Annotated in this window: 23 protein-coding genes and 1 pseudogene; 11 read left to right on the forward strand and 13 right to left on the reverse strand. The window is 55.8% G+C overall.

Going from position 1 to position 23,993, the window contains the following annotated elements; all coding sequences use genetic code 11:
* Positions 1-42 precede the first annotated feature (42 nt).
* On the forward strand, positions 43-597 hold the full coding sequence (locus I9184_RS11450) for an ActR/PrrA/RegA family redox response regulator transcription factor (RefSeq protein WP_152459641.1): 555 nt from the start codon (positions 43-45) through the stop codon (positions 595-597).
* Positions 598-698: 101 nt separating this feature from the next.
* Positions 699-1,070, forward strand: a complete 372-nt coding sequence (locus I9184_RS11455; RefSeq protein ID WP_209834402.1) for a VOC family protein — start codon at positions 699-701, stop codon at positions 1,068-1,070.
* Between the two features lie 78 nt (positions 1,071-1,148).
* Here the strand turns inward: I9184_RS11455 and I9184_RS11460 are convergent, their stop codons facing one another.
* Positions 1,149-1,865, reverse strand: a complete 717-nt coding sequence (locus I9184_RS11460; RefSeq protein ID WP_171723983.1) for a GDSL-type esterase/lipase family protein — start codon at positions 1,863-1,865, stop codon at positions 1,149-1,151.
* Between the two features lie 48 nt (positions 1,866-1,913).
* Positions 1,914-2,507: an HD family hydrolase gene (locus I9184_RS11465; protein WP_171206515.1), complete on the reverse strand. Its 594-nt coding sequence runs from the start codon at positions 2,505-2,507 to the stop codon at positions 1,914-1,916.
* Between the two features lie 206 nt (positions 2,508-2,713).
* Here I9184_RS11465 and I9184_RS11470 point away from each other — a divergent pair, with 206 nt between their 5' ends.
* The 4 genes from I9184_RS11470 (at position 2,714) to I9184_RS11485 (ending at position 5,765) form a co-directional block, all read left to right on the forward strand.
* Positions 2,714-3,028 (forward strand): hypothetical protein, encoded by a 315-nt coding sequence (locus I9184_RS11470; RefSeq protein WP_171635301.1) that lies wholly within the window; start codon positions 2,714-2,716, stop codon positions 3,026-3,028.
* 103 nt (positions 3,029-3,131) lie between these two features.
* A complete protein-coding gene (gene ahcY / locus I9184_RS11475; RefSeq protein ID WP_209834404.1) occupies positions 3,132-4,520 on the forward strand; it encodes an adenosylhomocysteinase in 1,389 nt (462 codons plus the stop codon).
* Positions 4,521-4,533: 13 nt separating this feature from the next.
* The gene (locus I9184_RS11480; RefSeq protein ID WP_209834406.1) at positions 4,534-5,283 is read left to right on the forward strand and encodes an extensin family protein; all 750 of its coding nucleotides are present in this window, start codon (positions 4,534-4,536) and stop codon (positions 5,281-5,283) included.
* A gap of 140 nt (positions 5,284-5,423) precedes the next feature.
* Positions 5,424-5,765 carry a DUF2853 family protein gene (locus I9184_RS11485; RefSeq protein WP_171171577.1) on the forward strand — a complete coding sequence of 114 codons (342 nt, stop codon included), beginning with the start codon at positions 5,424-5,426 and terminating at the stop codon, positions 5,763-5,765.
* A gap of 218 nt (positions 5,766-5,983) precedes the next feature.
* On the opposite strand, the gene I9184_RS11490 is transcribed toward I9184_RS11485, so the two are convergent.
* The 5 genes from I9184_RS11490 to tsaD form a co-directional block, all read right to left on the reverse strand.
* Positions 5,984-7,297 (reverse strand): hypothetical protein, encoded by a 1,314-nt coding sequence (locus I9184_RS11490; RefSeq protein ID WP_209834408.1) that lies wholly within the window; start codon positions 7,295-7,297, stop codon positions 5,984-5,986.
* A gap of 161 nt (positions 7,298-7,458) precedes the next feature.
* Positions 7,459-7,881, reverse strand: a complete 423-nt coding sequence (locus I9184_RS11495; protein WP_209834410.1) for an EVE domain-containing protein — start codon at positions 7,879-7,881, stop codon at positions 7,459-7,461.
* The gene (locus I9184_RS11500) at positions 7,881-8,150 is read right to left on the reverse strand and encodes a YciI family protein (protein ID WP_209834411.1); all 270 of its coding nucleotides are present in this window, start codon (positions 8,148-8,150) and stop codon (positions 7,881-7,883) included. The genes I9184_RS11495 and I9184_RS11500 overlap by 1 nt, the downstream gene beginning before the upstream one ends.
* A 1-nt stretch (position 8,151) precedes the next feature.
* The gene (locus tag I9184_RS11505; protein WP_209834413.1) at positions 8,152-9,114 is read right to left on the reverse strand and encodes an NAD(P)H-dependent glycerol-3-phosphate dehydrogenase; all 963 of its coding nucleotides are present in this window, start codon (positions 9,112-9,114) and stop codon (positions 8,152-8,154) included.
* Positions 9,111-10,208, reverse strand: a complete 1,098-nt coding sequence (gene tsaD / locus I9184_RS11510; RefSeq protein ID WP_209834415.1) for a tRNA (adenosine(37)-N6)-threonylcarbamoyltransferase complex transferase subunit TsaD — start codon at positions 10,206-10,208, stop codon at positions 9,111-9,113. Before tsaD ends, I9184_RS11505 begins: the two co-directional genes overlap by 4 nt.
* Positions 10,209-10,306: 98 nt before the next feature.
* Here tsaD and I9184_RS11515 point away from each other — a divergent pair, with 98 nt between their 5' ends.
* From I9184_RS11515 to I9184_RS11525, 3 genes are read left to right on the forward strand one after another with little or no spacing between them, the layout of a single operon-like run.
* Positions 10,307-11,020: a uroporphyrinogen-III synthase gene (locus I9184_RS11515; RefSeq protein WP_209834417.1), complete on the forward strand. Its 714-nt coding sequence runs from the start codon at positions 10,307-10,309 to the stop codon at positions 11,018-11,020.
* A gap of 54 nt (positions 11,021-11,074) precedes the next feature.
* Positions 11,075-12,289 (forward strand): hypothetical protein, encoded by a 1,215-nt coding sequence (locus I9184_RS11520; protein ID WP_209834419.1) that lies wholly within the window; start codon positions 11,075-11,077, stop codon positions 12,287-12,289.
* A gap of 10 nt (positions 12,290-12,299) precedes the next feature.
* Entirely contained in the window at positions 12,300-13,793 is a 1,494-nt protein-coding gene (locus I9184_RS11525; RefSeq protein ID WP_209834421.1) for a heme biosynthesis HemY N-terminal domain-containing protein, read from the forward strand.
* Between the two features lie 201 nt (positions 13,794-13,994).
* Here the strand turns inward: I9184_RS11525 and I9184_RS11530 are convergent, their stop codons facing one another.
* The 3 genes and pseudogenes from I9184_RS11530 to I9184_RS11540 form a co-directional block, all read right to left on the reverse strand.
* Positions 13,995-15,101 (reverse strand): hypothetical protein, encoded by a 1,107-nt coding sequence (locus tag I9184_RS11530; RefSeq protein ID WP_209834423.1) that lies wholly within the window; start codon positions 15,099-15,101, stop codon positions 13,995-13,997.
* A 297-nt stretch (positions 15,102-15,398) separates the two neighbouring features.
* A complete protein-coding gene (locus tag I9184_RS11535; protein ID WP_209834425.1) occupies positions 15,399-16,100 on the reverse strand; it encodes a hypothetical protein in 702 nt (233 codons plus the stop codon).
* Between the two features lie 46 nt (positions 16,101-16,146).
* Positions 16,147-16,903: pseudogene (locus I9184_RS11540) on the reverse strand (IS5 family transposase).
* 374 nt (positions 16,904-17,277) lie between these two features.
* Here I9184_RS11540 and I9184_RS11545 point away from each other — a divergent pair.
* Positions 17,278-19,650, forward strand: a complete 2,373-nt coding sequence (locus tag I9184_RS11545) for an autotransporter domain-containing protein (protein WP_348539529.1) — start codon at positions 17,278-17,280, stop codon at positions 19,648-19,650.
* A gap of 88 nt (positions 19,651-19,738) precedes the next feature.
* On the opposite strand, the gene I9184_RS11550 is transcribed toward I9184_RS11545, so the two are convergent.
* Entirely contained in the window at positions 19,739-20,668 is a 930-nt protein-coding gene (locus tag I9184_RS11550; RefSeq protein WP_209834427.1) for an SdiA-regulated domain-containing protein, read from the reverse strand.
* Between the two features lie 182 nt (positions 20,669-20,850).
* On the opposite strand from I9184_RS11550, the gene I9184_RS11555 reads away from it, so the two are divergent.
* Positions 20,851-21,609, forward strand: coding sequence for a hypothetical protein (locus I9184_RS11555; protein WP_170428316.1), 759 nt, complete (start codon positions 20,851-20,853; stop codon positions 21,607-21,609).
* On the opposite strand, the gene I9184_RS11560 is transcribed toward I9184_RS11555, so the two are convergent.
* Positions 21,610-22,551: a metallophosphoesterase gene (locus tag I9184_RS11560; protein WP_209834429.1), complete on the reverse strand. Its 942-nt coding sequence runs from the start codon at positions 22,549-22,551 to the stop codon at positions 21,610-21,612.
* On the reverse strand, positions 22,541-23,974 hold the full coding sequence (locus I9184_RS11565; RefSeq protein ID WP_209834431.1) for a hypothetical protein: 1,434 nt from the start codon (positions 23,972-23,974) through the stop codon (positions 22,541-22,543). The genes I9184_RS11560 and I9184_RS11565 overlap by 11 nt, the downstream gene beginning before the upstream one ends.
* Positions 23,975-23,993 lie beyond the last annotated feature (19 nt).

A 23,993-nucleotide genomic window follows, 5' to 3' on the forward strand; every position in this document is an offset into this window, starting at 1 on the left:
CATGTTCGAGCCAAAGGCATGAAATAGCGAAAGACCTAACATATGGCAGACACTTCTCAGCTTGACATCGGCCCTGACAAATCCCTGCTTTTGGTTGATGATGACGAGCCGTTTCTGAGACGTTTGGCCAAGGCCATGGAAAAGCGTGGCTTCGAGGTTGAGACAGCAGGATCCGTCGCGGCAGGGCGCGCGATATCCACCGCCCGGCCCCCGGCTTATGCCGTCGTCGATCTGCGGTTGGAGGATGGCAACGGATTGGACGTTGTCGAGGTATTGCGGGAAAAACGCCCCGACAGCCGAGTTGTTGTTCTGACCGGATATGGTGCGATCGCGACCGCCGTCGCGGCAGTCAAGATCGGCGCGACCGACTATTTGTCAAAGCCTGCGGATGCCACCGACATCACGAACGCATTGCTGGCAAAGGGTGACGAGATGCCCCCGCCGCCGGAAAACCCCATGAGCGCGGACCGTGTGCGCTGGGAACATATCCAGCGCGTTTATGAGCTGTGTGACCGGAATGTTTCCGAAACCGCGCGACGGTTGAATATGCATCGGCGGACGTTGCAGCGGATACTGGCGAAACGCAGCCCGCGTTAGGTCTGCCGGCCGCTCGATGACGGTTTAGTGACTTGTAACCTTGGACCCTGTCGAGGACTGTTCGCCGCATCTGGAATATTTTGTCAGAACAGGACCACTTTATGATCGGATATGTAACCGTTGGCGTTTCGGACATGGCGCGCGCCAAGGACTTCTATACCAAACTTTACGCGAACAAGGGCGCGAAAGTGGTTATAGACGCAGGCCGGATCGCGTTCATCGGCAACAAACCCGACGCGCCGATGCTGGCGGTGTGCGAGCCCTACGACGGCAATGTCTGCGCCGCCGGAAATGGCAACATGGTCGCCTTTGCAGCCGACTCCAAGGATGAGGTCAAGGAACTGTATGACAAGGCAATCAGCCTGGGTGCGGTGGACGAAGGCGAACCTGGTCAACGCGTCCCCGACAGGTTCTATGGTGCCTATGTGCGTGACCCGGATGGCAACAAACTGTGCTTCTACGTCTTTGGCTGAAACAGGGCGAACACAAACCCTGCCCAAGTTTCAGACAGGTCTGCGGGCAGCGGTGCTGACCGTGCCCATTCAGTAGCTTCAGGGTGAGCAGGAGATTTCTGCGCAGAGCTGCCGCGCCAGCTGACGATATCCGGTTGCGTTGGGATGCAACCCGTCCGATGTCCAGTCGGCGGTTTTTTCGGCGAACCCGTCCGGCGGGGTCAGAAACGTGCAGTTCGCCATATCCTGACAGGCCTGTTGTGCAGCCGAATTGAAGGCCGTTCGAAACGCCTCTTGTTCCGCGGTCCAGTTAGCACCGGTGACGGGCAACACAGCACGCCAGATCAACCTGTCAGCAGGTATGAACAGGGCCTTCAACTGTGCGACATAGCCTGCAATCTTCTCTGGCGGTGTGGCCGTCAGAGCGTCATTGACCCCGATTCCCAGATACCATGTCGGGACATGGGCAATCAGTTCCGGTTTTGCTCTTGCGATCAGGCCCGGGGTGGTGTCGCGGCTGATCCCAAGGTTCAGCGCGTTGGGCAGGACGTTGCTGGTCAACCACCCTTCGATTATGGAATCGCCGATGAAAGCGATCTGAATATCCGGTGAGGTGAGCGCCTGAGAAATCGGCCGCTCGTGCAGCCAGACCATGAGCTTGTAGTGATCGGTTTCCGTGACCGGGACATATGTGCCCGAGATTTTTCTGAGCGCCTTCGAGACATACCCGGTTTCGACCAACGCCGCCGCAAGACCAAAAGTCAGCACGACGTTGACGACAAGCAAAACTCGGGTTCCGGTCTTTGTTTTCATCATTCTTCCACCAGTTTCCCCGTACCACTCACCGCATTCGGAAAGCGCCTCTCAGATCTGAGCGATCAATTCTGCGTGCCGCGCCGTAAAGGCGTGCCGCACCTCGACCGGGGGGCGCAGCCTGATCTGTAAACCCGCCATGATCCCCCTGTCCGGGCGACCAAAGAATTTTGTGGCTTCGGCCTCGGAAAACCCGGCAATCTGTGTCGCCTCCATCCAGGCGCTGATCTTGTCGGCCTTCTTGATCTGGCGTTTCACCGTTTTCGGCACCTCAGCCGGAAGTCCAAACCGTATATGGATTGCTGCCGCCAGCCGGTCGTCCAACGCGCCATAATCTGGGCCGACGGCGGATTTCACGGGCGAGATCATATCGCCGATCACATATTCGGGCGCGTCATGTAACAGGGCCGCCAAACGCCATTTCATGGGTGTTTTTGGGGCAATACGGCCAAAAATCTCTTCAACCAGCAGGGAATGTTCGGCCACGGAATAAGCGAAATCGCCGTTTGTCTGACCGTTCCAACGAGCGACAAAGGCAAGGCCGTGTGCGATGTCTTCAATCTCGATATCCACCGGTGTCGGGTCCAGCAGGTCCAGCCTGCGACCCGACAGCATCCTTTGCCACGCTCTGGGTTGTGTTGCCATTCTGCCATGCCTTGTGAAGTTGGACACGTTCAATTCGCGTTTTTATGGTATGATGTACTTGTCTGGATCACACGCTGCCAACATTTTCTTGAGCGTTCGTGCTTTGAAACGGCGCGGTATGATCCCGACATTAAAGACTGAGGGGGGTGCATTCTCCTCCCAGTGTGCCCCTCTCGAACTGAAACACGTATCGAAAGGAGCACCCTATGTTCAAACGTTTATTCGCAATCGCACTGACCTTCGGAATGGCCGCCACCGCGCCGCCTGCCTTTGCCCAGAATTGTGCGGCACGGGATCACATCATATCCAGATTGCAGGAGAATTATGCCGAGGAATTGGCCTTTGGCGGCCTGCAAAAAACACGCGGCGCGCAATCGGTGATGGAGGTTTGGACCTCGAAAGAAACGGGAAGTTATACCGTTTTGGTAACCAATGCGAACGGTATCAGCTGTATTGTTGCCGTTGGCACCGATTTTTTTGAAGCGATACCAAAGATCGAAATTGAAGGCACACCAAGCTGATATTGGCCATATCGTTTCCGATCACAGTCTTCAAAGTTGCCACCTGCCCCAAGGAATGCTAGGGGCAGCCGGGACTGTGATTTACCGGAAAATGGAGCACCTGATGGCCGGGGACTATATCGTTAAAGACATTTCATTGGCTGGCTTTGGCCGCAAAGAGCTGGACATAGCCGAAACCGAGATGCCGGGCCTGATGTCCCTGCGCGCGGAATACGGCGACAGCAAGCCGTTGAAAGGGGCGCGTATCGTCGGGTCGTTGCACATGACCATCCAGACGGGCGTTCTGATAGAAACGCTGGTGGCGCTGGGTGCGGATGTGCGCTGGGCGTCGTGCAACATCTTCTCGACCCAGGACCACGCCGCCGCCGCGATTGCCGAGGCGGGTATTCCCGTCTTCGCCGTCAAGGGCCAGACACTGGAAGAGCACTGGGATTATCTGGACAAATCCTTCCTGTTCGAGGAAGGCCCGAACATGATCCTGGATGATGGCGGCGACGCGACACTGTACATCCTGCTGGGTGCCCGTGCCGAAGCGGGTGAGGACATCATCCCTGTTCCGGGTTCGGAAGAGGAAGAGGTGATCAAGAAGCAGATCGCCAAGCGTATGGCGGCAAGCCCGGGCTGGTTCACAAAGATGCGGGATCAGATCAAGGGTGTTTCCGAGGAAACCACCACTGGTGTGAACCGCCTGTATCAGCTGGTCAAGGAAGGGCATCTGCCGTTCCCGGCGATCAACGTGAATGACAGCGTCACCAAGTCGAAATTCGACAACAAATACGGCTGCAAGGAATCGCTGGTCGACGGTATCCGCCGCGCCACCGACACGATGATGGCCGGCAAGGTTGCAGTGGTCTGCGGTTACGGTGATGTGGGCAAAGGCTCGGCCGCGTCGTTGCGCGGTGCTGGTGCCCGTGTGAAAGTCACCGAAGTCGACCCGATCTGCGCCCTGCAAGCCGCGATGGACGGGTTCGAAGTGACCCTGCTGGAAGACGAAGTTGCCACCGCGGATATCTTCATCACAACCACCGGCAACAAAGACGTGATCCGCATCGAGCATATGCGCGAGATGAAGGACATGGCCATCGTCGGCAACATCGGCCACTTCGACAACGAAATTCAGGTGGCCAGCCTGAAAAACCACAAATGGACCAACATCAAGGAACAGGTGGACATGATCGAGATGCCGTCGGGCAATCGTCTGATCCTGCTGTCCGAAGGCCGTCTGCTGAACCTGGGCAACGCCACCGGGCACCCGTCCTTCGTGATGTCGGCCTCGTTCACCAACCAGGTTCTGGCCCAGATCGAACTGTTCACCAAGGGTGACCAGTACGAGAACAAGGTCTACATCCTGCCCAAGCATCTGGATGAGAAAGTGGCCCGCTTGCATCTGGATCGCATCGGCGTGAAGCTGACCCAGATGGATGCGGATCAGGCCGCTTACATCGGTGTCAAACCGGAAGGTCCGTACAAGCCGGAACACTACCGCTACTGATCGCAGTCTGGGTATGACGCAGAAATCTGGGCGCCGCCGGTATTTGTACCTGGCGGCGTCTTTCTTTTTCAGGCTGGCGGTTGTTGTGATCCTTTTGGGCGGTGGTGTCTGGTGGGTGTTGGCGCATCTCGAAACGCCGATACCGTCACATTGGAACCCGTTGCGTGATCTGAAGGTAACCGCCCCGATCACACCCGTCACCAAGCTCCAACTGAACCGCGCATTGGCGAGCGAAGCACAGTGCCGGGCCGCTCTGGAAGACGCAGGTGTTCGGTTTGAGGCGATGGCGGACCTGGTTGTCGATCAGAATTGCGGCATCGCTGGTCGGGGTCGTCTGACCAAATTGGTGACATCAGGGATCGAGGATGTTGAAACCAGTTGCGCCACGGCTTTGCGCCTGACCATGTGGGAATACCACGTCGTGCAGCCCGCCGCACGCGATCTGCTTGGGTCCAACGTTTCCCGATTGCGCCACATCGGCAGTTACAATTGCCGCCCCATGCGCACCGCGCAGGGTGAAAACGGTGGGTGGAGCAGCCATGCCCGCGCGGATTCGATAGATATCGTCGGTGTGGATACCGTTGACGGTCGGACGCTGACCTTGTTGTCAAACTGGCAGGGCTCCGGACCGGAAGGCGCCTTTTTTCGACGGATCTGGCGCGGGGCCTGCGGTTGGTTTCGCGTGGTTCTTGGACCCGATTTCAATCGTTTGCACGCGGATCATTTCCACTTGCAAGGCCCGGGGTGGGGCTATTGCCGCTAGGCTTTTCAGCAAGAAACGTGCAGGCTGCGACCAAGGGGGAGAAATCGCAAATTTTTTTCCTTTTGGAAAAGCCTGCGACGCGGCTAGTCTTTCGATCATCGGTAAAAGGTGCCGGGTAAACGGATCAAGGAGACTAGGATATGGGCAAGCGCGACGAGCTGATCGCCAAATACGCAGAAGACCTGAAAACCAAATGCGGGATGGACCCCGATATGGACCTGCTGACCAAGGTCACCATCGGTTGTGGTCCGGCGATCTATGACGCAGATGCGGCAACTGTCGCGGCCAGCCAGGACTCGGAACTGGAAACCGTCAAGAACAACTTCCTGATCAAAAAGCTGGGTCTGGCAGATGGCCCCGAGCTGATGGAAGGGATCAACAAAGCCATGGAAACCTATGGCATGTCCGAGCGCAACAAGTACCGTGCCGTTGTCTATTATATTTTGACCAAGCATTTCGGAAAAGAATCCGTTTACAGCTGACCCGGTCGAAATCTGCCAAGCGCCCGCCGAGATTCTGGCGGGCGTACTTAATTTAAGTTTCAATTTAAAGACTTGGCATTTGAAACCAAGGGTGCGGTTGCGCTAAGTTCAACCTGTGACCAGGACGGTCAGAACCAGATATTTCCATACGCGTGTGGTGAGTAGGGAGCACGCGGGGGTAGGGAAGGTTCTGTATCGTCAGAGCCTTCCCTCGTTTCTTATCTGAGTTCGCCAAGAATACGCGCAATGAAATTGTCGAATGCCGTGGGCCTTGGGTCCGAATTCCTAGATGACGCGCCACCGCTGCCTGCCAAGTAGACTTCTATCCGCCCCGGACGGGTCTTGCTGCCCGAATTCGTGAAGTCCCTCAATATTCCGCCAAGAGCATCAGCTGCCAGCGCCGCGTTTTCAGCGTCGCTTGGATGGTAGAAACGAACCTGTGTTTCTCTGACCCGAAAACCCACGCGGTCTGTTGACACAACCGTCGCGCGGCCCTGTGTAAGCAGTTCCAAAGCCCGGCTGCTGGCGTCTTGTGACACTCTCAAGGGAACAAAAAGCGAGACTTCCAGATCAATGGGGGATTGTGCGGGCGAAAGCGGTTTAACCTCTGCATAAGACGGGGCTGCAGAAAAAGTGATCTCTTGCTGGACAGGGTCCAAAACCATCAAGGACGTCTGCGAAAAGCTGTCTTTGTTCGACCGGTTGGTGTGGCGCCACGGAGGTTCGGCAGAAGCTGGAAACAGGGTTTGAATATCCGCAGAAGAAGCGGTGGCCAAGATGGGTTCGAGCTGTGGCGGAATGAATATGGCTGGCGGGGACAAAGACACGGCCGGTTCCGCTTCTGGGGTTGGGGGTCTTGGTTCCACCCTGTCTTGGTCATCCGCAGCCGAAATGCCTTCGGCAGGAACGGGTGGCGTCACGAGCGCCTCAACCGAGACGCTCTGGTCGAGAGATGCGCCTGTGATCGCACCCTCGGCCTCTTCGATGGTTGCGGGGGTGGAAACGGGCGCGACTTCGGAAGACGCTGAATCGGCGAGGTCCTCGGCTGCTTGTGTGTCTCGTGGGGCCGGTGACTCAGCGATTCTGACGGTGGGCGCTCTGTCTGAAAGCAGCTCCTCGATTTCAGGAAGAGTTTCAGTCGCCGCATCCAGGCTGGCTGGTGGCCTTCCACCGGTAGAGCGCCAAGTTCCGGCAATATGTGTGACCGCCCATTGCAGGATCGCGCCGCAAACCAAGGCGGCCAGAATAATACCTGCTCTGACCAAGGGTTTTTTCCTGGTTTTTGGTTCTTCCAAATGCAGGGAACGGACCCGGTCTGATACGATCTCTTCGATTTTGGTTTCGTCTGGCCGGGGCAGGTGCTCTGTCTCGGAAGGTTTCAGGGTGGGCTTTTCCTGCGCTTCACCCTGCGCCCCGCTGAGCACTCTGGCACGCTTTTCACGCGCCTCTTTCAGGCGCGCTTCCCAGTTTTTTGAATTCTTCGCAGCAACGGCGTCTTCGAATATCCCATTGCTGCCTTCGTCGTCAGACATGGGTTTTTGCTTTCAAGAAAGTCCGATCTTTATTCGAACACCACCAAGCAATTTCAATCGCGGAAAAACGCGACCGACATGTTCTCACCCGGCAAAGCCCAAGGAAAGATAGCATCTTGCCAGGGGTTTGAGAAGTTCTGCGCCCGGCGCCATTTTCCCGTTCAATCAGGCTGGGTTTCACCCAGCATGCAAATCACCCGCCAGTCATCCTCGGTCACGGGTTGCACCGACAAGCGAGAGTTCTTCACCAGCACCATGTTGGCCAGACGCTCGTCCGCCTTGATTTGGTCCAGCGTTACGGGTTTGGAAAAGGGCCGCACGGCTTTGATGTCGACACACTCCCACCGTTCGTCATCGGTGGTGCTGTCGGGATGGGCCTCGGCACAGACTTCGACAATGCCAACAACGGACTTGTCCTTTTGCGAATGGTAGAAGAACCCCCAGTCCCCGATCTTCATCTCACGCATGAAGTTGCGCGCCTGATAATTTCGCACTCCGTCCCATTCCTCGCCCGCGTCGCCCTTTGCGACTTGCTGATCCCAACTCCAGGTCGACGGTTCTGACTTGAACAACCAATAGGCCATCAACCGATCACCTTTTTCCACGGGATCAGCTCAACCGATTGGAACAATCCTGCCTTTGCGTAAGGGTCGCCGTCGGCCCATGATTGTGCTGCGGCCAGGTCTTCCACGTCGAGGATTATCAATGAGCCGATCATGGAATCGCCGTCCAGCAGTGGTCCGGCCTGTGACACGACGCCGGTTTCTTCGATATAAGCCAGGTGGGCCGAGCGGTTGTCCAATCGGGTTTGCAACGCGCCGGGTTTGTCACGAGCGATGAGGGCGATCAGCATGTTATTCCTCCTTGAGGGGTCGATTGAGCAGGTTTTGAATGGCCTTGGTGACACTGTAGGCGCCATGGCTCAGGTCCGCCACCGTGGTGCTGATGGGCATATCCAGCCCTTCCTTGGCGGCTATGTCCGACATGGCGCGGGCGGTGGCGACGCCTTCGACCGTCGTTTGACTGTCGAAGGGCTGATTCAGACCCAAACTCAGGCCAAAACGATAGTTTCGGGACAGTTCGGACGAGCAGGTCAGCACAAGATCTCCTAGCCCGGACAAACCCATCAGGGTGTCTGGGCGCGCGCCGCGCATCGCGGCAAAGCGCTGCATCTCAGCAAACCCGCGGGTCATCAAGGCCGCCCGGGCGCTGTCTCCCAGACCTGCGCCGATGGCGGCACCGCAGCCAATGGCCATGACATTCTTCAGTGCGCCGCTAAGTTCAGCGCCGATCGTGTCTGTGGTGCGATAGAGGCGCAGGTTCGCTGTCGTCAGTTCGGCCTGAAGCGCCTGGCCTAGTTCCGTATCCTCGCAAGCCAGCGTCAAAGCGGTGGGCAGGCCATGTGCAATGTCATCTGCAAAACTGGGCCCGGTCAGCAGCGCGACGCGGGCGTCCGGCACGCCCTCTTTGATGACCGCGACAGGTCCAAGCCCCGAGGTCAGTTCAATTCCCTTGCAGCAGGCCACCAGAGTCTTGCCGCGCAGGGCCGGGGCGTGATCCTGCAAAGCGCTGCGCAATTTCTGCATTGGGACGGCTAACAAAAGCGTGTCAGCCCTGAGCGCCTCGGCGATATCCGCGGTCACGGTGATGCCCTTGGGCAAGGTTATGTTGGGCAGCCGGGTTGCATTTTCGCGCGTCTCGCGTATCTGCTGCGCCTGATCGGCGTTTCTTGACCACAGTGTCACTGGCCCGTTGCCTGCCAGTGAGATAGCCAGAGCAGTGCCAAACGCACCGGAGCCCAGAATGGATACGCTCATGCCTTGGCCCCTTTCTTGCCGCCGCCCAGCATGGCCGGGCTGTGCTGATCCAGAGGCCAGCGAGGGCGGGCGGTCAGGTCCAGCCCGTCCCGCGCGCCGGTACGAAAGCGTTCCAGGCCAGCATAGGCTATCATCGCCGCGTTGTCCGTGCACAACGACAACGGGGGGGCGGTGAATCTGGTGTTCTTTTCAGCACAAACAGACTCTAATGCAGACCGAATGGCCGAATTCGCGGCAACCCCTCCGGCAACGGCAATCACGGGTTCAGACGGAGAGGTTTCCAGATACAGATCAATCGCTCGCCGGGTCTTTTCGGCCAACGTGTCCACAATCGCCTGCTGGAATCCAGCGCACAGATCTGCGCGGTCCTGGCGCGTCAAGCCACCCTTTTCGTTCACGATCTGGTCGCGCATCCGCATCAAGGCCGTTTTCAATCCCGAAAAGGACAGATCGCAACCGGGTCGGTCCAGAAGCGGCCTGGGAAATCGAAAGCGTTTGGGATCACCGGCGCGCGCCTCGGCTTCGACGGAAGGGCCACCAGGTTGCGGCAGGCCCAGAAGGCGGGCGGTTTTGTCGAAGGCCTCGCCTGGCGCATCGTCGATGGTGCCGCCAAGGCGGGTAAAATGTTCGGGCCCGTGGGCGATCAGGAATTGGCAGTGGCCGCCAGACACCAGAAGCATCAGGTAGGGGAAGGCAATGTTGTCCGTCAGTCGTGGTGTCAACGCGTGACCGGCAAGGTGATTGACACCCACCAGCGGCAGACCGGTTGCCGCACTGATCCCCTTTGCACACATGACGCCTGACATGACCCCTCCGATCAGACCCGGCCCGGCGGTGACCGCAACGGCGTCCACGTCCTTCAGGGAAAGACCAGCGGTGTCCAGCGCTTGCAGAACGCAGACATCCAGCTTTTCCGCATGCGCCCGGGCCGCGATCTCGGGCACGACGCCACCAAAAGGACTGTGCAGTTCGGTTTGGCCATGCACCACGGATGACAGGATTTCGGCCTTGGCGCCCGTCGTTTGGCGCACGATGGCCGCGGCGGTATCGTCGCAGCTGCTTTCCAATCCCAGTACGGTAAGTGTTTGCACCATCACCCTGATCCGTTGCATCATGATCTAACGGCGGGGTATCACCCTGCGCGGATGCAAACAATCCTGAAGGGCCAAGGGGCCGCACGTTGTATTTGTTGATGACCCGTCCGCGCGCTGCCTCTGAACGGTTCGTCGCGCAGCTGCCGACCCGCACCAAATCCCGGGTTCAGGTCATCTATTCTCCGATCATGGAAATCCGGCCGCTGCCGGTCGAGGTTGAGACCGAGGATGTGCAGGGATTGATTTTCACGTCGGCCAATGCGGTGAACGCGGCGGCCCTGAAAGGTGTGGACCGCAACCTGCCCGCCTTCTGCGTCGGACCGACTACGACCAGCACAGCGAAGGGTTGCGGCTGGCAGGCCGAAATGATCGGGGCCACGGCGGAAGAACTGGTGGGACATCTGCTGAAGCGGAGGCCCAAAAGCCCGCTGTTGCATTTGAGGGGTGAGAACACGCGCGGCAATGTTGCCGGTCGACTGACCGAATCCGGCTTGACCGTGGGGGAACTGCCAGTCTACCAGCAATTGCTGTTGCCGCTAACATCCGAAGCGATCCGGGTGGCAGCTCTGGATTCGCCGGTAATCGCACCGCTTTTTTCACCAAGAACGGCGCGACATTTTGCCGATATTTGGACCGGATCCGCGCCTTTGTGGTTGGCCGCAATCAGTCAGGCCACGGCGGATCCCCTTTATTCGTTGGACTATGCGCGCCTGAAGATCGCAAAGAAGCCGACACCAAAGAAAATGCGTAAGGCTGTCAAAAAGCTTGTGAAACATGCGTTGCGGGTTGAGGGCGGCGCGGTCCCCGATTAACTTGACTGGGGCTGTTATTCATCTGAATTTGGATTCGATAAGGGGAATATTGCGGTGGCTGGTAAGAAAAAGTCCGAAGAAAAGCCGGTGGAAACCCCCAAGGCAGATGACGTCGTCGAACCCGAACTGCAACAGGAAGATACACCTGTTGACCCGACTGAGGCCGTAGAAGAAGAACTTTCCGAAGCCGAAGCCGAAGCCGAAGCCGAAGCCGAAGCCGAAGCCGAAGCCGAAGCCGAAGCGTCGAATGAAGATACTGCCCTGGTCGAAGAAAAAGTGGTCGAGCGTGTCGTTGAAAAGCGTGGCGGATTTGTTCCCGCTTTGCTGGGCGGTGCCATCGCTGCCGCCGTCGGGTTTGCGCTGGGCAATGGCGGGTTGTTGTCAACTGGCTCGGACAGCTCGGATACCTTGGCAGCGTTGGAATCCAAACTGGCAGACCAGTCCGACCAGATTGCCAAGCTGTCTCAGGCGCTTGCAAACAGTCCGGATGTTGCTGGTTTGACGGATCAGGTCAAAGCGCTGTCCGACAAATTGACACCCGTGGAAAGTGACCTGAGCGCGATCAAATCCACAGTGGATACGCTGTCAGGCCAGATCGGACCATTGTCAGAGCGCATTGCGACGCTTGAGAAAACCCCGATCGAATCCAGCGTGTCGCCCGAATCCATGGCCGCCTTCGAAGCTGAGCTTAAGAAGCTTCAGGACTCGCTGGCCTCGCAACGGGCCGAGGTTGAAAAAATGGTTTCCGACGCTCAGGCGCTGGAGGCGAAAGCAACAGCCGATGCGCAGGCTGCGGCCAATGCCGCTGTTCTGTCCCGCTTGCATGGGCAACTGGATGCGGGTCAACCCTATTCCGATCTGGTTGCAGAACTGAAAGCAGGCGGTGTGGATGTACCGGATGCCCTGTCCGGGCCGGCTGAGAAGGGTGTTGAAACACTCTCTTCTCTGCGCGATAGTTTCGCGCCTGCGGCCCGAACCGCGCTGGCCCAAGCCCGTGAAGCCGACAAGGGCACCGGCCTGATCGCATTCCTGCAACGTCAAACGGGTGCACGCTCGGTCACGCCACAGGAAGGGGATGGACCAGATGCCATCCTGTCACGGGCACAGGCTGCGCTTGCGGACGGAGACCTGGCCAAAGCCTTGAGCGAACTGAAATCACTTCCCGAAGCGGCACAGGCTGCAATGTCCGATTGGGAACAGGCGGCCCAAACACGGGTCGCCGCCGTCGATGCGGCGAATACACTGGCTTCCAGCCTGAACTCGAACTGAAGGACCTGCCATGCTGTGGTCACTGTTTAAGATCCTCGTTTTTGTTGCGATTATCGGCCTGCTGGCGTTGGGCGGTCACTTCCTGATGCAAACCAGTGGCGGGGTTCAGATCACCGTCGCGGGCACGGAATTCACGCTGGGGCCGCTTCAGTCAGTGATCGCGCTGGCTGTGTTGGTTTTTGCGGTCTGGCTGTTTTTCAAGTTGCTCAGCCTGCTGATCGCAACGCTGAAATTCCTGAACGGTGACGAAACGGCCCTGTCTCGGTATTTTGACCGCAATCGCCAGCAAAAGGGATACCAGGCGCTGGCTGATGGTCTGTTGGCGCTGGCCTCGGGCGAAGGCCGCGTGGCGATGACCAAAGCCAGCAAGGCCGAAAAACTGCTGAACAAGCCCGAGCTTACCGACCTGCTGGTGGCACAGGCCGCCGAGATGACCGGGGATACGAAAAAGGCATCGGACACTTATAAAAAACTGGTGACCAACAGCGCCACCCGTTTCGTCGGCGTGCGCGGGATCATGAAGCAGAAGCTGGCCGAAGGTGATGATGAAACGGCCCGCAAACTGGCCGAGAAGGCCCTGGCGATCAAACCACGTCATGAAGAAACGCAGGACGTGCTGCTGAACCTGCAAACCAAGGCGCAGGATTGGGCCGGTGCACGTTCGACCCTGACGGCCAAGTTGAAGGCCGGGTACTTGCCGCGCGATGTCTTCAAACGGCGTGACGCGGTTTTGGCCTTGTCCGAAGCCAAGGGAATTCTGGACGAAGGTGCGACGGTCGAACAGCAGGAACGCGCGATTGAAGCCAATCGCCTGTCGCCTGATCTGGTGCCAGCCGCTGCCATGTCGGCCCGCGCGTATATCGCCAAAGGCAAACCCCGGGCCGCAACCAAGATTCTGAAAAAAGCATGGGAGGCTCAGCCGCATCCGGATCTGGCCCATGCCTTTGCCGACATCGTGCCGGATGAAACCCCTGATCAACGGATCAAGCGGTTCACCGCACTGACCCGGATTCACCCCGAAAACATGGAAACGCGTCTGATATTGGCCGAACTGAACATCGTGGCCGAAGACTTCCCAGAAGCCCGCCGTGCGCTGGGCGATGTGGTTGAAACGCAGGGAGATGCGCGCGCCTATACGTTGATGGCCGCTGTCGAACGGGGCGAGGGGGCCTCGGACGCCATTGTGCAAGGCTGGTTGGCCAAAGCGCTGAATGCGCCGCGTGGTCCGCAATGGGTGTGCACCAATTGCCATGATATCCAACCTGAATGGGGACCGGTCTGCCAGAACTGTGGCAGCTTCGACACGCTCAGCTGGCAGACACCACGAACACCCGAAATCGCAAGCGCGACCGGCGTACATATGTTGCCTTTGATCGTTGGTGCGCTCGAAGATCAATCCGAAGAGCCAGAAGTCATGGAGCCCGCAGACGAGGATGATGTGGTCGAAGTGACACCAGAGTCGGCAGAGGTGGCAGACGAAGGCGAGGTTCAAAAGCAGGCCTGAGCCCTGCAACGCCTTTTTTGCAGCCGGCCTGATCCTCCGCATTCCAAGGGTCAGGATGTTGGTGACGGCGTCGGGCCGTCAGGCATTTCTGGGCAAAACACATGATCCGCCACAGCGGTGCCATTGACAGTGTTGGTGCCTCTTCGCCGGTCTTTCGCGGTTTTCGGCCCAGATCCTGACGGTACGTGCATTTGTTCGTAGTCAGCGCCTCTGGCTGCGCTGATTGCGCGCCCTCTTTCGCCGCGTCGTCCCTGCGTAGGGTTGATACAGCTCTTCCCAAAAATGGGTTTCCGCCGTGACAACCACCCACTTGTCCGTTGGCGGGACGTCCACGACTCCGAACATGATCACATCTCTTACCAACCCGCCGTGATTTCGCTGATTGTATGCTGACTTCGTCAACTCCAGCCCAAGCAGGTCAAGTGAGAGAAGGCCGCGTGTCGGGCCGAAGCTTTGTATCCGCGTCAGTTCGATTGCTTCCTTCAAGCATGTTTTTGCCTGGTTCCATTCATTGAGATTGATGTGGTGCCGCGCTTTTTGGTGAAGCCAAACCGGAAGCCAGCGGTCCGAAGGGTCAAGCTCTTTCGTCTCACTCAGCAGTTTGTCGACGCGTGCCTTGTCGCCCTTCTGACGAGTCGCTTCAAGCGCGTCCCGGAACCAAACGCCCTCCAGCGCAGTTCCCTTTGCGATTGCCGCGAGTCGGTTCGTCGAGGCGGCCCGGATCACGTCAGGAACGTTCGCATCCTGCGCAAGATTGTTCAGAAACCAAAGGCGCGTTTCCCTTTCTATTTCTTCCACGGCAGCCTGACGATCCAGTCTTTCACAATGCCACTGGTGATCCTGAAATTCGGCCACGACGTTTTTTAATGACTGGTTTTCGCGTTCAAAGATTTTTCTGAACGCGTCGCGATCCCCGGAACCGGGGATGTAAGCCTGTAGTCGATCACCATCTTGTATCTCGGAAAAGCGTCGGCTCAGGCGTTCACAGATACCTGCGCGTGTTGCATCCGGATACCGGAAATTCGAGGGCAAGATTGTCGCAAGCGCACTCACCATCCAAGGAACGCAAGCCTTCAGTTTGGCCTCGAAATGTTGGTCCTGAGCCCATATTCCCTCCCCAGCCGTGTTGCGATGGGCTTCCAGCGTCAGGTTGTAGACCAGCTTGAAGATGTGGGTCAGTTCGAGAATGCGGTTTTCACGGGGATCGGCGCATGTGGGCTGAACATCCGGGCAAAGCAGTTTGAGAAGGCGCAGGTAACCGTCCTGCATCGCGCGCGCGAACAACAACATTTGGCGAATGGTCTTCATGCTGCGCCGCGCGAAGCGCCGACTTACAAGAAAGGGAAATCTTGCCTTTTCGTCCTCCGGCGGATGCCCATTCAGGGCGCGGCTCAGTGCGTCTTCTGAAATGTCCAGGTCAAAACGCAACCGTGGGATGGTAAGATTCCGGGCCTGAATGAAATTCCGGGCCGACTGGTAGTTGTATTCCAGATCTTGGCCCGTGTCGTATTCCCAGCATCCGGAAAACGGTAGTCGGGATCCCAGGTTTGGTCCTGTATCCCCGGACTTAGTCAACCTGTCGGGAAATGTGCGTGTGATACTGTCCTAGTCAGGAAGAGCCATGCCTTGTTGCCAGCGATAAAGGGCCCGCGCGATTTTTGCTTTGGGGTCTTTGTCCGGGTTGCAGATTCCATTTTCGATATGATCTTCCGCCAAACGAACAGCGTAGCCCTCAACTGACAGACCGATCAGATCGAAGGCCCAATCCAGAACCTGTTGAACCGGAAGCCGAAGCCTTGATGGGTCTGCGGGATCCGGTTCCGGCAAAAACCAAAACCGCCCGTCCGGCAAACCGTCATCCGAACGGTCGTCGATCATCCAGAATGCGGCCCGTCGGGCAGCGCCCGGCACGTACAGGTGAATCAAAAGCTCCCAGACTATATGTTGGATCGGCGCATCGAATGCCCAAAGCTCCTGCTCGATCCGCCAAAAGAACATTACCACTTCCCAGATATTTTGTTCGGCATCCCGGACCGCGCTCTCATCAAACTCAAGAGCAACAAAGAGCTCCCTACAACTTCTACGATGCTCTTTTTCGATCTGCTTCATCGAAAGCTCTCGCCGAAGAAGGCGCGTCTTTTCGCGCTTGCCCATTACTGAGCCAAAGAAAGACCGGGACAGTTCGACAAAGATGGCTTCTGGTGGAGGTACAAGTGCCAAGAGAACCCTCGTAATCAGCGTAAATATTTGGCAAAAAATGTTATTATTTAGTAGTGCAATTCCGGAAAATTGGTTTGCACGCTTCATGTCAGATATTTTGAAGCGCGCCGATGGCAGGTTCGAGGGTCAGGACTCATAACCAATAAATGACGGTTGCGGCGAGGGCGATGGCGGAGAGGAAGACCTTCGGGCATCTGTCGTATCTGGTCGCCACACGCCTCCAATCCTTGAGCCTGCCGAACATGATCTCGATGCGGTTGCGGCGTTTGTAGCGGCGCTTGTCGTACTTCACCGGCTTCTTCCGCTGTTTCCTGCCAGGGATGCAGGCGCGTATCCCTTTGTCTTTCAAGGCTTCTCTGAACCAGTCGGCGTCGTAGCCACGGTCTCCGAGCAGCCAGTCGACATTCGGCAGACTGCTCAGCAATGCCCGTGCGCCGATGTAGTCGCTGACCTGACCGGCGGTGACGAACAGGTTGAGCGGCCGGCCCTGGCTATCGCAAATAGCGTGCAGCTTGGTATTCATGCCGCCTTTCGTCCGACCAATCAGGCGTGCACGCCCTCCTTTTTGACGCCCATGCTGGTCGCTGTCCGGTGGGCTTTGAGATAAGTCGCGTCGATCATTACGGTCTTCTTCTCGCCGTGCTCGGCGGCGAGACCGGCCATTATCCGGGCAAAAACGCCCTTGTCGCTCCATCGCTTCCAGCGATTGTAGAGCGTCTTGTGGGGCCATAGACAGCGGGAGCATCGCGCCATCGCAAACCATTGCGGTTGATAAAGATTATCCCGCTCAACACACGCCGGTCATCGACACGCGGCTTACCGTGAGACTTGGGAAAGAAGGGCTCAAGACGCGCCATCTGCGCGTCGGTCAACCAGAAAAGATCAGACATGTTCACCGCTCGGTTTTCAGCCGTGAATCATGCCGCTCGCTGAAAATCAATGGGTCCTGACCCTAGCTATCGACTCCGAAATCCAATGATCCATGCCTACACTCAATGGCGCTGTTCAGCGCCCATCAAGCTCGGCAAAATCGTTTCATGGCTTGACCTTTTGCGATTGCTTCTGCGCATAGGTGGGTATGGTCGGAATGTAAAACCTGGCTTGTCTTGTCTCGCAGTAAATGCACGAGCAGGTCTGCGTTGCGCAGACCTTCCCGTGTTGTGAGCTTGCTCATATGCCACAACAAAAAATCCAAAAAGATAAACTTTGTTTTTCTAGTCCTAAGTTGAGGTAGCTTCGCTTGTACCGCGAGAGGAGAAAGTTGGTGATAAATAATAGGCCGTTCCCACTAAGTCGAATTGCTCAGCGCATCACTCTGGCGAATATCGCATTCTTAATCTTGGCTTATTTGATGTCGCCAACCAAAGTGCAAGCCCAAAGCTCACAGGCCTGCGTGGAATTAGGTGCTCCTCGAATTGAGTACTCTTCTGGATCTGAAAGCATTCGCGTTAATCAAACAATCTCAACGACGGAACGCACGTGTCTCCCGATCCCAAACGGACCCATTACAGGACTTACAATTGGAAACTCCTCGATCACGTCCTCAGGTGAAATTGAGTTGTATGTTCCTGGCCAAAATACCGTTTCAAGCAATGCTTCAGTTTTAACTCTTCTGAATGTTGATGTCGCCGCAGGCAGCGGAGACTTCGTATCTCGGGAAGCGTTGGCAACAAACATCAATGGAAAGCTCAGAGTGAACCTCATTGGAACTTCGATTGGTTCCGGCAGATCAATGACGTTCGCTCCCTTCAACGGCGCGAATATCGACCCCACTGAAGTCTACTTCCAGTCTGACCGCCCGCTAACCTATGACAACCTTACCGTTATGGGAGCGACCGAAGTAGTTTTTGGGGCCTACTATATTCAGACTCGGGTTGCTGAGGCTTCTGATTTCACACTGACGAATAGTTCAATTTCTTCAACCAGTGACCTGGCGATAGCGGCAGGCACGACTGTTCGGCTTGATGCAGCAAGTAGTTTGAACACCGTAAACTTTGAGAATTTTGGCACGTTGGCCGGCACGGGAACCGTGAACGCATTCAACTTCACAGTTAAGAACGGGGGGGTGCTTTCGCCGGGCTTTTCAATTGGTACACTTAATAACAGTGGCGGAATCGCCTTTGAAACTGGGTCAAGGCTCTTAAGTGAAGTCGATCCAACTGCCGGGCAGAAAGCTGACTTGGTGTCATCCAGCGGGCGGGTGACAGGGATTGACAACGCCACAATCCAAGTCGAAGCCGCTCGTCCCGGTCTGACTGCGCAAGACTATGCGGCCGGCAACAATTACACGGTCCTTCAAGCCTCGAGTATTGATGGAGATTCGCCAACACTTGTTGCAGGTGGATCTCTGCCGGCTTTGTCTAATCTGACGATAGCCAATACGCCCACCGCAGATGGTCAGGTCGACATTGCATTCACCGCACAACCGGTCTCAAGCTTACCGCAGAACCCGGCGGTTACCAGTTCGCCAAACGCCAGCAACCTCGCTGGAGCGGTTGCTAATACCACAAACACATCACCGGGGACGGGGCTCAGTAGCGGTTCAACAATTGGTGCCGCTGTCAATACGCTCACCAATTCAGGTCTGGCTGGGTTTAATCGCGTGCATGCAGAACCCTATTCCTCCAACCTGACTATTGGGCTTGAGCAACTAGACCTGATAACAAACACAGTTCTGAGCCATGCTGACTGCCGCAAATATCAAGCAGTTGGTTTCAACAATCAAAACAGACCCGTTGCATCAGGTGGCATCGACACGGACCGCAGCCCTAGTGGCGCAATCGACTGCTCTGATCGGCGCTGGTGGATCGACACGGCCTATGTGAGCGGGGACGTTGATGGAAGTAACGGCCTTGGCACATTCGACTATTCGCTGGGCACCATTTTGGTTGGAGCGGATGTCGCAAGTACCAATAGAGGTGTGGTCGGCGTGTATGCAGGTTTCGGAACGTCCTCCATGGATGAGCACGATCAAGTCGATCAAGACTTTTCGACCGACAACTATCACGTGGGCGTCTATGGGCGAACAACAACCGGAACTTGGGAGTTCTCCGGACTGATCGGTTACATGTTCGGTGAAACCGACGCCAACCGAAACAACCCTTCTGTTGATGGCTTTACGGGAGGCGAGGCTAAATCGGATTTGGACCAAGAGGGAATCCACGCCGGTATCCAGGCACGGAAGTTGTTTAACCTGGACAGCGGTGCAAGGGTTTCTACGGTTTTTGGATTGAACTACGGGCGTATTCAACAAGGTTCAGGCACAGAGACTGGCGGTGGTGACTTCAACTACTCAATTGAAAAAGCGGATGCAGAGTCTCTGGTCGCGTCCATTGGAGTTGACTACCAACGGGACTTCTTGACAGAGAATGGTGTGCTAACCCCAATTGCCTTTGCTCGTTATGAGTATGACTTCTTTGCCAACAAGGATAGTGAGCACGATATCACTGTAACGAGCCCGATATTTGGCACTTTCACACAAGTCGGACAAAACCGAGGGGCAAATGGCTTCGTGCTTGGTCTGGGGCTAGGGTATCAGATATCTGATCTGGCCAGACTAACGGCAGGATATGGCTATTCAGTTCGCTCCAATGGCCAAGAGCATGGCCTCGGTGCAAACTTAAGTGTTCGGTTCTGATTAGGGCGGACCAACGAAGAGGAGTGGTAAGCTAGCTGCAACAACTTGCGGAAGCTATCGTGGCAATGTGAGCGTCATTCTCTAGCGGCTAAAATTTGGGGATATTAAAAACATAAAGCCGCGATTTCTTGGCGTCGTCTGTCAGGATGTAGAGAAGCCCTTTGGTCTCATCGAGAGCGATACCTTCGGGATGTTTAACTTCCTTTTGTTTGCCATCTTCTGTGAACGTCAAACTGATGGATTTTATGGACTTGGACTCTGGATTATAGACGAAAATTTGACGGCCTTTGTCACTTACAATCCAAAGAGAACGTGAAGACGGGGACCATGCCAGGCCGCTCAAATCCAGTTCATCATTATCTACACGCTCGGAGATAAAACCTGCATCGCGGGCTAAAGGAATCATCTCAATAATTTCATCTAGCTCTGGTGATACGACCATTAACAACCTTGGTTGTCCCTCAATGCCAATGAAGACCCGCCCGGATTCCGGGTCGACGGCGATGCCCTCAGGTCCCTTGTTCAAAGGGTTACCGACGAGCAATTCAGCGGCGTCCGAGTAGCCTTTGAGAGATGTTAGAGGGATTGTAGTTAGTTGAATGGGGTCAGTCGGGTGAACGACTAGAATTGATCGATCAGTTTCCTGAAGTACTAAAACAGACCCATCTTTTCGTGATGCGACGCCCTCCAGATCTGATCCCGCCAATGAAGGCAGCTTGAATGAGTTTCCTAATGCCCCATCGATTCCAAGTAGGTGCAGTTTAGGTTCAGCGTCGCTTACTGACCATAAGAAGCCTTCCGCGTTGGACAGAGACAATCCGGAAGGCTCCGAGAAGCCTTCCGATTTATCCGCCACCTTGAAGGAGTCGATGAGAGTCAAACCGGGACTCTCGGCGTGGGCGAGCTCGATCCATGCCAGAAATGCAACAGTAGCGCTTGCAAAAGAAGCGAGTTCTCCAAGCTTGGGTAAGCACCGTGAAAACCCAAGTTTCGACCGAAGCAGCTTGTGTTCTGACATTGGATTTTCTCGCGCTTGGACCATATCCTTGTATCAGCGTTCGTATCACAGTCCGGACGCGATGTCCGAAGAATGCACGGTAATCTCTTTACCTGATCCCGCCTGTTGCGATTGAATTGAATAGGGCACGATGTGCCTTTGGTGAAGCGTAAGCCTTTGGCGTGAGCAGGAAGGAAGACAAGTTGAATACGACCCTCACATTTGTGACCGTGTTGTTGATGCTGCTGTTGCCAGGTGCTGCGGTGTCACAAGTCGACCCTGCGACGATGCTGGCCGGGGCTTCGGGGTCGGAAATCGTTATCGAACGCCGGTGGACGCAGTTTCGTGGCAAACAGGAACTGTATTTCTTTACTCTCGATGTGATCGTAACGATCATTCTGGCTGGCTTGATCGTCTATCATCCGGTGAGACGTAAAGCCCGTAGAAGTGTCAGCGATATCGTCATGCCGCGACTGTTCTTCCTTTATGCGCTTGTCGGCATGGCGGTTGGGTTTCTGGTCGTACAGCACGGATCGATGATCGGGTTCGTGATTTTTGGAATAGGAGCTCTGTTAAGGTTCCGATCAAATATGGATGACCCGGTCGACACGGTGGAAATGATTATAGTCACCGTGCTTGGGCTGGCGGTAGGGCTGGGCTTACCCTTGATGGCCACACTGGTGGCGGTTGTATGTTGGTGTTTCATTTGGCTCGGTGGGCGAAACAAGGGCGTGGAAATTTCGCTCAAGGCTTCAAACGAAGAGCACTCATTGAAAGTCAGCGGGGACATTGAAGCCATGGCCGCAGACGCTGGCTGGAAGTTGGTCCGAAAACACCACGTACCCGGAAAATCTCGCGTTTCTTTGCTTTTCATCACTTCGGGTGGATTGTCGGAAGCTCGGATCGAAGAGATGATAAACGATCTGGTCCCTGAAAAAGTTGAGCTGAAACTCAACCTCTAATCATTTCACAAGGTCTAAGCGTTTCAACACCGCATTCGGGGATCTGATCTCTTTCGGGAGCGACTTGAAGTTTACTGACCTTTCGAAATCAGGCCCTCGATATACTGCTATCCCAAACTCTCCGTTTGGTTGGAACGTAACATGAGTGAAGCTGTGAGGTGATTTGGCATTGTCACCAATAAGCCGTCGCGGGCCACCTCCTAAACAAGCTTGGGAAACATAAGCCACACCGTCTTTCCAGCCTGGGTAGAAGGCATGATGGTGGCCTGACAGATGCAGAACGACACCGCTTTCTAGGTAAATTTTTTCAAGTGTTGGGTCACCGATGATTTCGCGTTCGCGCTGGATCGCGAAGGGCCAAAGTGGGAGGTGACTGAAAGTGACAACCGGATTCCCATTTGCACCCAGTTCCACAAGTCGGTCCTGTTGATCACCGGATAGCGGCCCTAAGGTCGTTGCATCCAGAGACGCAAACGTAATGCCTTGCATCTTGAATGCGTAGAAGAACGGGTAGTCATCTGAAATCAGGAAGTCGACGCCTGGTTTTCTCGGCGCCCATTCCTCTGCGTATATTTTTCGTTCACGCTCGAACCCACGGTACGCAGAGGCATCATGGTTTCCTGGCGTGACCGCAAATGGAATGCCGGCAGCCTCTAAAGGGTCTGATACGGCCTTGTGAAACGCCTCCCACATCTCCCTGACCTGTTTGTCGGATAAGTTGGGGATGCGCTGTCCCGCAACCATATCTCCAGTCGAAATAACCAAATCGGGATCAATCTCGACTATCCGCTTGATCGCCTTTTCGATGCGCGCATCGTATCTGACCGAGCCATAGCTGCCGTTCAGATCCGATATGACGATCACATCCAAAGCGGCCGCTTTGCAGGCGAGCACGACCGTCCAAACGAACGCCGCGACAGTGATCGAACGCTTACGGATCATTGCAGTCCAGGCCCTCCGCCTCGGTATTATTGTTCAAAAAGAATGCGACAGGATCCAAGTCGAACATCAAATCACCATTAGAACAATTGTCCCAGAGAATGGACGTTGCCAGCTCGGTGTTTTTCACAACTTGGGCAATCTGCCTATCTGACAACCCAAGGCTCCGCGACAACCAGCCGTAGACGAGACCTTGAGATTGAAGATCACTATTCAAAGCAACCAAGCGCCGATACGTGCTTGGAGAGAAGTGGCGAATTTTCTCCAGCATTTGAGTAGATTTCGCGAAGTTGGCATACTCGACACGCCCACCAGCATCGTTGTCGTTTAGATTGCTGCGACGGATCAATAATGCCTCGGCGGGAATATCTCCATCGTTCGGCTGATGGTGCTTGGCTTTCTTATGCTTCAACTTTCCGTCTTCGACCCAATACCAATAGGGTGTGAAGTCTATGTTTCCTACACGGTCCTGCTGGCTGAAGATGAAGTCGAGTAGAACAATCTCGGTAAGTTCTTGCATCCAGAATGCCATCTGTTGGTCGCTGACATCGGGGCCGAGATCCTTGTTGATCATCCTGTCTTTTCGGCCTTCACTAACGCCCTCTGCAATGGCCTCTGAGATTGGTTTTGAAGACCGCAAAGCCAAAAAAGCAGGCGTTTCCTGAAAATCGCGGTTTTGACCTTTTCCCCATCCAGATTTGCGCGTGCCGTTGATTTCCGAACCGTATCGATGCCCAGGGCTATCAAGCAGGACACCGTATATTTGCGTTCGGTCTGCGGTGAACAGATCATCGGTCGGTTGGTATGAGTTCGGGTCGGCGTCCGCAGCTGCAAAGACCCGCCAGCCTTCATGGTTCATGCGCCCGCCGCGAGAGCCGCCAGAAATCGCAAGGCCAGGCTCTGCAACCTCGGAGAAATGCGCCTGGGCGTCCATGCTACGCCAAACGGCGACTGGAACTTTGACAGTCGCGTCGAAATATCTGGAGAAATGATAGTAAAGCAGCGACGAAGTGGAAAACGTTCCACTGGTGCCCTTTTGGTTCATGGTGGACTTGAATTTAGCGACCCTGTCCTTGGCCAGATCTTTCGCCGCCTTTCCCTCTTTGCAAGCGTTTCTCTCGAATTCAGAACGGTTCCCCGTGTAGGGTCCTTCCGAAATATCGTAGACGGCCATCCCTGGGCTGGTGCTCCAGGTTTTTGGGCAAATGGCGATTTCGGGCGCATAGAAATCGATTTCGCAATAGGCAGTTTCTTCCTCAAGATCGCTGTTCTTGTACTCGCCCGTTGGGACTTTTTCGATCCGAATGCAGTGTTCCGTAACACCATTGGGACTATCAAATGTCGTGGCTTCTCCGCGAACATCGTCGCTCGCCCACAAGGCAGTGGGCGCAATGAAAGCCAGTGACCCCAGAAGATTGAACCTCATTTGGATAGTCCTCCCGATG

Source organism: Ruegeria sp. HKCCE3926, from assembly GCF_017872515.1.
Classification (GTDB): domain Bacteria; phylum Pseudomonadota; class Alphaproteobacteria; order Rhodobacterales; family Rhodobacteraceae; genus Ruegeria.